This is a genomic window from Xanthomonas sp. LMC-A-07 (assembly GCF_030208825.1).
GTDB classification, from domain to species: domain Bacteria; phylum Pseudomonadota; class Gammaproteobacteria; order Xanthomonadales; family Xanthomonadaceae; genus Xanthomonas; species Xanthomonas campestris.
Genome location: NZ_JARVTF010000005.1, coordinates 48,818 through 62,103 on the forward strand (window position 1 = coordinate 48,818; position 13,286 = coordinate 62,103).

At 64.5% G+C, this 13,286-nt stretch carries 5 protein-coding genes and 1 other RNA gene; all 6 read left to right on the forward strand.

Annotated features, from left to right (window positions below; genetic code table 11):
* Positions 1-7: 7 nt before the first annotated feature.
* Entirely contained in the window at positions 8-2,380 is a 2,373-nt protein-coding gene (locus QRM89_RS03180; RefSeq protein ID WP_343237667.1) for a methyl-accepting chemotaxis protein, read from the forward strand.
* A 229-nt stretch (positions 2,381-2,609) separates the two neighbouring features.
* Positions 2,610-4,874: a methyl-accepting chemotaxis protein gene (locus tag QRM89_RS03185; protein ID WP_285447270.1), complete on the forward strand. Its 2,265-nt coding sequence runs from the start codon at positions 2,610-2,612 to the stop codon at positions 4,872-4,874.
* A gap of 406 nt (positions 4,875-5,280) precedes the next feature.
* Positions 5,281-7,527: a methyl-accepting chemotaxis protein gene (locus tag QRM89_RS03190; protein WP_115004621.1), complete on the forward strand. Its 2,247-nt coding sequence runs from the start codon at positions 5,281-5,283 to the stop codon at positions 7,525-7,527.
* Between the two features lie 88 nt (positions 7,528-7,615).
* On the forward strand, positions 7,616-10,090 hold the full coding sequence (locus QRM89_RS03195; protein WP_285447271.1) for a methyl-accepting chemotaxis protein: 2,475 nt from the start codon (positions 7,616-7,618) through the stop codon (positions 10,088-10,090).
* Between the two features lie 757 nt (positions 10,091-10,847).
* Complete coding sequence (locus tag QRM89_RS03200) at positions 10,848-13,106, forward strand: methyl-accepting chemotaxis protein (protein WP_285447272.1); 2,259 nt, start codon at positions 10,848-10,850, stop codon at positions 13,104-13,106.
* A 59-nt stretch (positions 13,107-13,165) separates the two neighbouring features.
* Positions 13,166-13,238: non-coding RNA, sX9 sRNA (locus QRM89_RS03205), on the forward strand.
* Positions 13,239-13,286 lie beyond the last annotated feature (48 nt).

Genomic DNA, 13,286 nt, shown 5'->3' on the forward strand with positions numbered 1-13,286 from the left:
CCACCCAATGAAAATCATGCACATGTTGGGCGTGTTGGTCCTGGTGGCAGTGATCGCACTGCTCGCGCTGGGCGGTGTGGGCTACGGCGGGCAACGGGGTCTGCTGGATGAGATCACCGCGCAGGTGACTTCATCGGATGCGCTGCGCAACCACATGCAGGCGGACATGATGCATGACGCCCTGCGTGGCGACGTCACCACTGCACTGCTGGCCGCTTCGCGCAAGGACGCCCAGGCGATCGCTGCCGCACGCGCCTCGCTGGGCGAGCACGCCGACGACTTCCGCCAGTCGCTGGCGGCCAATCGCGCCCTGCCGCTGGAGCCGGCACTACGCAAGGAACTGGAAGACGTCACCCCCACCCTGCAGGCGTATATCGGCGCCGCCGACCAGCTGATGACGCTAGTGGAAGCCGGCGCCGAGACCGATGCAGCCTATGCGGACTTCACGCAAAAATTCGAAGCGCTGGAAACGCGCATGGGCGCCATCAGCGAGCACATCACTGCACTGAACCAGTCCAATCACGCGCATGCCGAAGCGTATAGCCGGCAGGTGGTGTGGCAACAAGGCGGCGCCGTGGCACTGGCGATCGTGTGCCTGGCGTTGGCAGCAGGCTGGATCTTGCGCTCGGTCTCCGGTCTGTTGGGGGGCGAACCGCGCCTGGCGATGGCCGCCGCCCAGCACATCGCCGAAGGCCGCCTGGATCAGCCGATTCCGGTTGCGGCCAAACACGCCAACAGCCTGATGGCCGCCCTGGCGCGCATGCAGCGCGACCTGCGCGAACGCCTGCAGCACGAGCGTGCGGTAGCCGCGGAAAACCTGCGCATCCGCACCGCGCTGGATAACGCCTCCACCGGCATGTACATCGCCGACCCGGACCTGACCATCGTCTACACCAACACCGCGCTGCAGACCTTGCTGCACACCTATGCAGACGACATCCGCGCCTGCGCGCCGGCCTTTGATCGCGACACCGATCTGGTCGGCAAGTCGGTCTCGCTGCTGGAGGTCGGCAACACGCAAGACGCCGAAATTTATCAACGCCTGGATCGCCAAAGTGCGGCGCAGCGCGAAGTGCAGTACCGCGACGCCTGCATTGCCCAGCAGATCTCCGCAATCCGCAACGAGGCCGGCGCGCATGTGGGCTTTGTCTGCGAGTGGCGCGACCGCACTGCCGAAACCAAGATCGAAGCGCAAGTGGCCGATGTGGTGCGCAGCGCCGCGGCCGGCGACTTGTCCAAGCGCTTGGACAGCAGCGGCAAGCAGGGCTTCTTCCTGCTGCTGGCGCAACAACTCAATGCCTTGCTGGACGCCAACGCGATCAGCATCGCCGAGGTCTCACGCCTGCTCGGCGCACTGGCCACCGGCGATCTCACCGCGCGCATGCAGGGCGATTTCCATGGCGTGTTCGCCACCATGCAGCACGATGCCAACGCCACTGCCGAGCAGCTCGCCGGCGTGGTCGGCCGCATCCAGCACGCCACCGTGTCGATCAACACCGCCGCCAGCGAAATTGCGGCAGGCAATCAGGATCTGTCACAACGCACCGAACAACAGGCGGCCAACCTGGAAGAAACCGCCGCCTCGATGGAAGAGCTCACCTCCACCGTCAAGCAGAACGCGGAGAGTGCACGCCAGGCCAATCAGCTGGCGATTGGTGCGGCGGGCGTGGCCTCCACCGGCGGCGCGGTCGTGGCGCAGGTGGTCACCACCATGTCCGGCATCGAAGTGTCATCGAAGAAGATCGCCGAGATCATCAGCGTCATCGATGGCATTGCCTTCCAGACCAATATTCTGGCGCTGAACGCCGCGGTGGAAGCCGCGCGTGCCGGCGAACAGGGCCGCGGGTTTGCGGTGGTGGCCAGCGAGGTGCGTACCCTCGCCCAGCGCTCGGCCGGTGCAGCCAAAGAGATCAAGCACCTGATCGACGATTCGGTGAGCAAGGTGACACAAGGCTCGGCATTGGTGGACCAGGCCGGCAAGACCATGGCCGAGATCGTGGCCAGCGTGCAGCGCGTCACCGACATCATGGGCGAGATTTCAGCCGCCTCACAGGAACAATCCGCAGGCATCGAGCAGGTCAACCAGACCATCACCCAGATGGACGAAGCCACCCAGCAGAACGCTGCCCTGGTGGAAGAAGCCACCGCCGCCGCACGTGCAATGGAAGACCAGGCCAGCCAGCTGCGTGAGACGGTGGCGGTGTTTACGCTGAGTTCGACGGCAGCGACTGCACCGCAGGGTGCTTCGCCGCGCCGCGTAACGGCCTCATCACCGGCTACGGCACGCCCACCGGCACCGGTCAAGCGCACGCGCACCGCCACAGCGGCACCGGTGGCGGCCGCACGCCACGGCAGCGAGGAGCAGTGGCAGGACTTCTGACAGGCTGGCTGCTCACGCCGGCCGGCAGCAGCGCACGTCACCATTGCTGCAAGAGGCCGGCCTCGCCCTGCCCCGCCATCGCGGTGACTGAAGACACGCAAAGGCCCGTCATCCCCAACTGAAGCCCTCGCCGCTGCGATGGAGCGTTCAGGCACCGCGCGTAAAGAATCCAGGGCACGGGCCGTTAGCAACCAGGACATTGTCTCTGCGCAACACCCTGGAGTAAGGAATGAACAAGTTCAACGATTGGCCGATCCGCCGCAAGCTGATGTTTGCCTTCTGCCTGAGCGCCGTGCTGACTGCCCTGCTGGGTGGCCTGGGCTTTTCACGCATGAAGCAGATGCAGCAGGAAACCGACCTGATCAATCAGGACGTGGTGCCGGTGCTGAGCCGCCTGTCCGAGCTGCGTGGTTTCGCCGGCGAATTCCGCGTCTATGAAGTGGGCCAGTTCGTCAATCTGGAAGATCCGGAACGCTATGCGATGTTCTTCAAGCGCATGGACGAGATCCAGGCCAAATACGTCGAAACGCAAAAAATCCTGGACACCAAGATCGGCGCCGCCTCGCCGTTGAAGGCCGAGTACGCCAAGCTGACCGATGCCAGCGCACGCTACTTCGCGGCCAACCAGCAGCTGCGCAAGCTCTATGCAGACCCAGACCGCGCCGCCGCGATGGAATTCTCGCGCAAGCAGTCCGGCGAGATCCGCAAGGAACTGTTTGCCTCGGTCGACAAGATGTACGCGCAGCAGTCCAAGGCACTCGGCGACATGGTCACCGCCAGCGCCGCGTCGTTCAAGTTCACCAGTGCGGTGCTGCTGCTCGGCACGCTGCTGATGGCCGCACTGTCGGTCACCTTCGGTTGGCTGATCGCCCGCAGCATCACCACCCCGCTGTCCAAGGCGCTGGGCGCCATCCAGGCGGTCTCGCGTGGCGATTTGAGCGTGCAGGTCGGCAAGACCAGCAACGATGAAATCGGCCAGATGCTCGAGGCCACGGGCCGCATGACCCAGATGCTGCGCCGCTTCTCCGACGAAACCGCGCGCATGTCGCACCTGCATGCCGCCGAAGACATCACCCACCGCATGCCGGAAGATTTCCCCGGCGTGTACGGCACGCTGGCCGGCGGCATCAACACGATGATCTTCGAGCATCTGGACGCCATCATCGATTCGGTGCGCATCCTCAACCAGTACGCCCAGGGCGACCTCACCGAAGACGCGCGCCGCCTGCCCGGCAGCCGCGCCGTGCTGCACGAAGCCATGGACGCCGCCAAGGCCAGCCTGCTGTCGATCAACACCGAAATCAAACAGCTGGCACAGGCCGCCGCAGCTGGCGACTTCAGCGCACGTGGCGATGCGGCGCGCTTCAAGTACGACTTCGCGGTGATGGTGGCCGATCTGAATTCGATGATGGAAGTCAGTGACCGCAACCTGGGCAAGCTGTCGCAGCTGCTCGGCGCCGTGGCCGATGGCGACCTCACTGCGCGCATGGATGGTGAATTCCACGGCGTGTTCGCACGTCTACGCGACGACGCCAACGCCACCGTGCAGCGCCTGACCGACATCGTCGGCCGCATCAAGCATTCCACGCTGACCATCAACACTGCCGCCAGCGAGATCGCCGCCGGCAACCAGGACCTGTCGCAGCGCACCGAGCAGCAGGCCGCCAACCTGGAAGAGACCGCTGCCTCGATGGAAGAGCTCACCTCCACCGTCAAGCAGAACGCCGAACACGCCCGCCAGGCCAATCAGCTGGCGATCGGTGCGGCCGATGTGGCGTCGCATGGCGGCAGCGTTGTCGGCCAGGTGGTCACCACCATGTCCGGCATCGAAACCTCGTCGAAGAAGATCGCCGAGATCATCAGCGTCATCGACGGTATCGCGTTCCAGACCAACATCCTGGCCTTGAACGCGGCGGTGGAAGCGGCGCGTGCCGGCGAACAGGGCCGCGGCTTTGCCGTGGTGGCCAGTGAAGTGCGCACGCTGGCACAGCGCTCGGCTGGCGCCGCCAAGGAGATCAAGGGCTTGATCGACGACTCGGTCAGCAAGGTGGCCGAAGGCTCGGCGCTGGTCCACCAGGCCGGCACCACCATGAGTGAAATTGTCTCTTCGGTGCAGCGCGTGACCGACATCATGAGCGAGATCTCCGCCGCCTCGCAGGAACAGTCGGCCGGCATCGAGCAGGTCAACCAGACCGTCACACACATGGACGAAGCCACCCAGCAAAACGCAGCGCTTGTGGAAGAGGCCACTGCCGCCGCACGCTCGATGGAAGATCAGGCCCAGCAATTGACCGAAGCGGTGGCGCTGTTCCGCCTGTCGGCAGAACTGGAAGCGGTGACGCGGCCCACGCCGGTGGTGCGCCAGATCGCTGCCAAGCGGCCCGCCGCGCCGAGCACGCCGGCGACCAAACCCAGGCAAGCTGCCGCCAGGCCGGCCGCACGCGCTGCGGTGGCGTCGGCGTCGTCCAACGAATCGGACTGGGCAGAGTTCTGAGCGACCCGATCGGTCGCCCTGCGACCGATGCCATCGAAACCGCGCTCCTTCGGGGGGCGCGGTTTTTTTTTGGACTGATCGTTTCCGCAAGGAAAACTATCGATAACACTCAAGATAAAACAACTTAAACATCATATTTTATTTTTGTATTATTTTATGTATTGATGAGCCTGTTATCTACAAACCGGACTCGAGCAATTAGAAGAGCAAGAATGGAAACAGGCAGACAAGATTTATTATCAATATGTTTCACAAGCCTGACTCGAGTTATATATTTTTTGATATCGGGGTATTCAGTGATACCTGTCATGAGCCGTTACTGCGCATAGCGACACCTGACGCAGCAGCTGGTTGGCGCTGCCTTCGTCGCTCCCTTCCACTGCATAACGCCTTCCAGGATTCGGTCATGACCGCACTTCTCCAACGCTATAACGTCGGCCCGCGCTTGGCAGCGGCTTTCGCCGTGCTGATCGTGTTGTCCGGTTGCATTGCTTTTATCGGCTATCGCGGCTTGAGTTCGGCACGCGCCCTGGTCGACGACATCGTGCACCAGAATATGGTCAAGATCCGCCTGTCCAACGACATGATCAATGCCAACTTCATCATTGGCATGCAGTTGCGCAATGTCGTGCTGCCTACCACCGACGAGGAAAATCGCAAGTTCATCGCGCAGATCCAGTCCGCGCGCGCCGACTATACAAAAGCCCGCGAAGCGCTGTATGCCATGCCGCCGTCGGAACAGGGCAAGGCGCTGCGCGCGGACATCGATGCCCGCCGTGCCGAGGTCAAGGTGTTGAACGACAAGGTCATCGATCTGGTGATGACCGGTCATAGCGACGAGGCCCTGCCCTTGCTGCTCACCAAGGCCGCGCCGGCGATGCAGGGCTGGCAGGACAAGATTGCCGAAAACATCACACTGCAGGACAAGATGGCAGCCGATGCATCGGCCGTCGCACTGAAGTCGATGGCCGATTCGCGCAAGCTGCTGCTGGCCGGCACCGTGTTGGTAGTCCTGCTGAGCGCCGCACTGGGCCTGTTGATCACGCGCAGCCTCACCCAGCCGCTCGGCCGCGCCACCCGCGCCGCCGAGGCGATTGCCGGCGGCAAGCTGGATAACGATGTCGATACGTCGTTCAACGACGAAACCGGCCGCCTGCTCAAGGCGATGAGCAAGATGCAGCTGCAGCTGCGCAACCTGCTCGCCGCGCAGACCGACATGGCCAGGCGCCACGACGAAGGTCAGATCAGCTTCCGTATCGACGCGGCGGCGTTTCCCGGCGACTACGGTCGCATGGCGCACGACACCAACACTCTGGTCGGCTCGCATATCGCGGTAAAGATGCGTCTGGCGCAGATCATGGGCCGCTACGCGATCGGCGACCTGTCCGAGGATATGGAGAAGCTGCCCGGCGAAAAGGCCGTGCTCAGCGACACCATGGCCCAGGTCAAGGTCAACCTCGGTGAAATGAACACCCAGATCAAACAGTTGGCACAGGCCGCCGCCAACGGCGACTTCAGCGCCCGCGGCGAGGCAGAGCGCTTCCAGTACGACTTCCGCCTGATGGTCGAAAGCCTCAACAACCTGATGTCCACTGCCGACGGCAATCTGCAGGCGCTGTCGGGCTTGTTGCAGTCGATCGCCGCCGGCGATCTCACCGCGCGGATGAGCGGCGAGTTCCGTGGCGTGTTCGCTCAGATGCGCGACGACGCCAATGCCACCGCCACCCAATTGGCCGAAATCGTCACCGGCATCAAGCAGTCGGCCGTGTCGATCAAGGGCGCCGCCAGCGAAATCGCCGCCGGCAACCAGGACCTGTCGCAGCGGACCGAGCAGCAGGCCGCCAATCTGGAAGAAACCGCGGCCTCGATGGAAGAGCTCACCTCCACCGTCAAGCAGAATGCCGAAGGTGCGCGCCAGGCTAATCAGCTGGCCATCGGTGCGGCCAGCGTGGCTGTGCAGGGCGGCGAAGTGGTCGGCAAGGTCGTCGAGACCATGTCCGGTATCGAAGCCTCGTCGAAGAAGATCGCCGACATCATTTCCGTCATCGACGGCATTGCCTTCCAGACCAACATCCTGGCGTTGAACGCTGCGGTGGAAGCGGCGCGTGCCGGCGAGCAAGGTCGCGGTTTTGCCGTGGTCGCCTCGGAAGTGCGCACGCTCGCGCAGCGCTCCTCGGGCGCCGCCAAGGAGATCAAGGACCTCATCGACGACTCGGTGCAACGCGTGGCCGAAGGCTCCGCACTGGTGCACACCGCCGGCAAGACCATGGGCGAAGTCGTGGCCAGCGTGCAGCGCGTCACCGACATCATGGGTGAGATCTCCGCGGCCTCGCAGGAGCAGTCCGCAGGTATCGAACAGGTCAACCAGACCATCACCCAGATGGACGAGACCACTCAACAGAACGCCGCGCTGGTGGAAGAAGCCACTGCCGCCGCGCGCTCGCTGGAAGAACAGGCCGTGCAGCTCACCGAAGCAGTGGCCGTGTTCAAGACCGACGCCGGCTATGTGGCCGCACCGCTGCCGCAGGCGTCACGCCCGGCGGTCACCTCGGCGGTCAAGGCGAAAGTCGTCGCTGCCGGCCGCACGCCGGCGTCCAAGCCGCGCGCCGTCGTCACCACTGCCAGCAACGAAGGCAGCTGGCAGGAATTCTGACTGAACGAAGCCAGCCGGCCTCCAGGCCGGCTGGCTCAAGGGCAACCGGGCGCCGCCGATACGCTGCGTACGCCTACGAGAATTCTTCATGACCACGTCGCCCGCGCTGTCGTCCAAGCCCGCTCTCTCATCCCCACGTCGCTGGACGCACCGATGGGACGACCTGGGCATCAGCCGCAAACTCGGCTTGATCGGGGTGCTGGCCCTGGTCGGTCTGGTCATCCCGGTAGTGCTGTATAGCGGCAAGCTCAATGAGAGCGTCGCCATCAGCAGCAACGAACTGCGCAGCTATGGCCCATTGGCCAGGATGCTGGGGCTGATCACCGACCTGCACGCCGAACATGTCGACAGCGGCGACGCCGCCACCGCGGCCGCAACACGCGCAGACAACGATCTGCAGGCCTTGCTGACCACCACCGCCACGCTGGAAGGGTTCGAGCGCAGCCAGAAGGCACTCACCGCCTTGCAGCAGCAGCGCAGCGCCGGCAAGGATGCAGCGGCCTACACCGGCCTGAGCGAACACGCCTTCGCCGCACTGGATGCGATGCGCGATGACAGCCAGTTGGTTTACACCCCCTATATCGAGAGCTACCACCTGGTGGTGGCCACCCTGATCTACAGCCCGGACGCGACCGAGTCGCTGACCCGCCTGGATGCCGCCAGCGACCCGTCGCAGGCCGGCGAAAGCACCGCCATGCTGCGTGAGCAGCTGGGCCAGCTGCAACGCAACCATGCCCGTTTCCGCCATGAGCTGGAAAAGGCGATGGGCTTGCTGGAACAACCCGACCCCGCGCTGGCAGCCGCAGCGCAGGCCGAGGCAAGCCAGGCCAAGACTGCACTCGCCGCATTGAGCGCTGCCCTGGACGGCAACGATGCCCAGGCCGATGTGCAATGGAATGCGGCACTGGATACGGTGGGCCAAGCGCTGCAGCAACTCAGCAGCGTTTCGCTGCAAGCCCTTCAGCGGCAATCCGAGCGTCATCTGGAGGACGCCCGCAATGCGATGTGGCAAGCCATTGCCGGCTTGTCGGTGCTGGCCTTGCTGATCGCCGGCCTGTGCTGGTACACGCTCTCCGCCCTCACCCGCAATGTGCGGCGCGCCGCCAGCGTGGCTGCGCAGATTGCCCGCGGCCAGCTGGACGAACACATCGTGCCGCCCAGTCAGGATGAAACCGGCCAGCTGCTGGACAACATGCGCAAGATGCAGGAGCAGCTGCAGCGCGTGCTGGCAGCGCAATCGGAGATGGCGCAGCGCCACGACGCCGGCCAGATCAGCTACCGCATGGACGCCGACAGCTTCCCCGGCGACTACGGCACCATGGTGCGCGACACCAACGCCTTGGTCGGCTCGCATATCGCAGTGAAGATGCAGCTGGCGCAGATCATGTCGCGCTATGCCATCGGCGATCTGAGCCAGGATATGCAGCGTTTGCCCGGCGAAAAGGCCGTGCTCACCGACACCATGGACACGGTGAAGGCCAACCTCTCGGCGATGAATACCGAAATCAACTTGCTGGCGCAGGCCGCGGCCAACGGCGACTTCAGCGTGCGTGGCGATGCGCAGCGCTTCCAGTACGACTTCCGCGCCATGGTGGAGAGCCTCAACACCTTGATGGCCACTGCCGACGGCAACCTGGAAGCCTTGTCCGCCGTGTTGCGCGCCATCGCCGCCGGCGACCTCACCACGCGCATGCAGGGCGAGTTCCATGGCGTGTTTGCACGCATGCGGGACGACGCCAACGCCACGGTGAGCCAGCTGGCCGATATCGTGGGCCGCATCCAGCGCTCCACCGACACCATCAACGATGCCGCCAGCGAAATTGCCTCTGGCAATCAGGACCTGTCGCAGCGCACCGAGCAGCAGGCCGCCAACCTGGAAGAAACCGCCGCGTCCATGGAGGAACTCACCTCCACCGTGCGCAACAATGCCGACCACGCGCGTCACGCCAATCAGCTGGTGCTGGGCGCGGCGCAGGTGGCGTCGCAAGGTGGCGAGGTGGTGAGCCAGGTAGTCGGCACCATGGCCGGCATCCAGGCAGCGTCGAAGAAGATCGCCGACATCATCTCGGTGATTGACGGCATCGCCTTCCAGACCAATATCCTGGCCTTGAACGCCGCGGTGGAAGCCGCGCGTGCCGGCGAACAGGGCCGCGGCTTTGCCGTGGTCGCCAGTGAAGTGCGCACGCTGGCGCAACGCTCGGCCGGTGCGGCGAAGGAGATCAAGCAGCTGATCGAAGATTCGGTACAGCGGGTCGAACACGGCAACCAGCTCGTGGGCCAGGCCGGCCAGACCATGCAGGAGATCGTCAGCTCGGTGCAGCGCGTGACCGACATCATGGGCGAGATCTCCGCTGCTTCGCAGCAGCAGTCGCAGGGTATCGAGCAGGTAGGCCAGACCATCACCCAGATGGACCAGGCCACCCAGCAGAACGCCGCACTGGTGGAAGAAGCCACTGCCGCCGCCCGCGCGATGGAAGAACAGGCCCAACAGCTGCGCGATGCGGTCTCGGTGTTCCGCCTGCAGGCCGCGTCGGCGCGGCCCGTACTGGGGCGCGCGGCCTGAGCCACGCTGCCGGCGCTTGCCCAGCAAGCGCAGGCAGTTGCTTCCTTCGTGATGACCGGCATTCCAGCCATATCACCCTCAGAATCGGCCCGGCCTGCAGCAAGGCCGGGCCGCTTGCTTTAAAGCGTAACGCGCAGCACAACGCATGGCGCGATCGCATCAAGCCGGCTGCGCAGGGCAAGCCTTGTTTGGTCTGAGGCGCACTTCGGATCGTTTGCACAGACGCCAAGCACGCCAACACGCATACCCCCCTGCCCTTCGTGACACGGGCACTGCGGTTCCTACCGGCGTGTGCCGCGACAGCTGCAATTGCTGCAGCACCATTGCAGGTGCGGTTACGCCACCGCATGCACACGCCGCCGCGTGCGCATCGGCAATGCACCCGCCCAAGCCTTATGACGCCGCCCCTTGCCCAAGCAGCGGCAACAAAACCGTGATGCGTGTCGTGAGCACTGCGTGCACGGCCATTGCTGCGTTCCCCCCTGAAAACGCCTGAAAACACGGCATTTCGGCACGCATCTACACGCGCAGCTCACCTCCGTGACGCTGAACCATATGGAAACGGGCGCGGCTGTTCAGTGCTCAATCGCAGCGCCGTTACCGGACACAAGCAAACGCGCACCGGCGCGGCATGACGTGCACACCGCACGCTCATGCCCCAGCCGCCAGGTCTGCCCAGCTCCGGACAGCCGTGCCTCCCCTGCGCGTGCCTGACCAGGGCGCCCCGCCCTCCCATGCCACCTGCTTGAGACCCGAAATGATCGCTTTCCTTCAACGCTACAACGTGGGCACGCGCCTGAGCTTTGCCTTCGGCACACTGATCCTGTTGTCCTGCGCCCTGGTGGCTGCGGGCCTCTACACGCTGGCGCAGGCACGCGAACGGTTGGACACCGTGGTCAACCGCAACATCACGATCATGCAGCACCTGCAGGACATGACCGACGACACCTCGGTGATCGCCGTGCAGCTGCGCAACCTGGTACTGCCCACTTCGCAGGAAGACAATCTGCGCTTTGCGGCCCTGATCAAGGACCGTGCAAAGGCCTACGAACAGACCCGCCAGACCCTGTACGTGTTCTCGGCATCGCCGGAAGCTCAGGCCATCCGCGACAAGATCGATACCGCCAGCGCCGCAGCCGCCAAGGCCAACGCGCAAGTGGCCGAACTGGGGCTCGCCTCCAAATCCGACGAAGCGCTGGCCATGCTGATGCAGCAAGCCGCCCCGGCCACCGAAGCGTGGCAGAGCGCCCTGGCCGAGTATTCGGCACTGCAGCGCAAGCGCGCCAAGACCGCCTATGAAGACGCCACCGCCGCAATGGCACGTGGCCGCGCGATGTTGATCGGCGGCGGCATTGCCGTGCTGTTGTTCAGTGGCTTGCTCGGCTGGATGATCACCCGCAGCCTGGTGCGCCCGCTCAGCCAGGCCACGCTGGCTGCCGAGGCGATCGCCAACGGGTCGCTCGACAACGATGTGCGCAGCACCGCCAACGATGAAACCGGCCGCCTATTGCACGCCATGGACCGCATGCAAAGCCAGGTGCGCAACCTGATCACCGCACAGCTCAACATGGCCAAGCGCCACGAAGAAGGCCAGATCAGCTTCCGCATGGATGCCGCCGCATTCCCGGGCGACTTCGGCCGCATGGCCAGCGACACCAACGAACTGGTGGCCAGCCACATCAAGGTGAAGATGCAGACCATCCACCTGGTGGAGCGCTACGCCATCGGCGACCTGAGCGAAGACATGCCGCGTCTGCCCGGCGAAAAGGCCGCCATCACCGCGGCGATGGATCAGGTCAAGACCAACCTGTCCACGATGAACCAGCAGATCAAGCACCTGGCGCAGGCCGCGGCCAGTGGTGACTTCACCGCACGTGGCGATGCCGACAAGTTCCAGTTCGACTTCCGCCTGATGGTGCAGAGCCTCAACACCTTGATGTCCACTGCCGACGGCAACCTGCAATCGCTGTCCAGCCTGTTGCAGTCGATCGCCGCCGGCGACCTCACCGCACGCATGACCGGCCAGTACCAGGGCGTGTTCGCACAGATGCGCGACGACGCCAATGCCACCGCCGAACAGCTGGCCAGCATCGTCGGCCGCATCCAGCATGCCGCCGATGCAATCGGCCTGGCTTCCAGCGAAATCGCCTCGGGCAACCAGGATCTGTCGCAGCGCACCGAGCAGCAGGCCGCCAATCTGGAAGAAACCGCCGCCTCCATGGAAGAACTCACTTCCACGGTGAAGCAGAACGCAGAGCACGCCAGCCAGGCCAATCAGCTCGCCATCGGCGCCGCGGCCGTGGCCTCGCAAGGTGGCGAAGTCGTCGCCAAGGTGGTCACCACCATGGCCGACATCCAGGGCTCTTCGAAGAAGATTGCCGAGATCATCAGCGTCATCGACGGTATCGCGTTCCAGACCAATATCCTGGCCTTGAATGCGGCGGTGGAAGCGGCGCGCGCCGGCGAACAAGGCCGTGGCTTTGCAGTGGTAGCTTCTGAAGTGCGCACCCTCGCCCAGCGTTCGGCCGGTGCGGCCAAGGAAATCAAGCACCTCATCGATGATTCGGTCGGCAAGGTCACCCAGGGCGCGGCACTGGTCGATCAGGCCGGCACCACCATGGCCGATATCGTGGCCAGCGTGCAGCGCGTGACCAACATCATGGGCGAGATTTCGTCTGCCTCGCAGGAGCAGTATTCGGGCATCGAGCAGGTCAACCAGACCGTGACCCAGATGGACGAAACCACGCAGCAGAACGCCGCGCTGGTGGAAGAAGCCACCGCCGCCGCCCGCGCGATGGAAGAACAGGCCCAGCAGCTCACCGAAACGGTGGCCGTGTTCAAGCTCGCCGCGCAGGCACCGGTGGCACGCCAGCTCTCGGCCATTGCCAGCGCACCGGGCAATGCCCGCTCCGCCGCACGCCCGGCGGCGCGTACCACCGTGGCAGCTGCAGCGCCGCGCCCGGTGCGCACCGCATCTGCCACCACTGCAGATCAGTCCGACTGGCAGGAGTTCTAAGAGCAGCATCAAAACGACTGCGCGGCCGTCAGGCGGGCGCGACAAGTGATCGGATCGATATGTACTGCGGTGCTCCGGTTCCTCCGCGCCGGCTGCACCCACCTGACGGCTGCTCGCTACGTCTTGTTAACCGCTCTACGCCCAACGCGTCATCCGTGTTGTACCGGTCTGCTCCAGCGG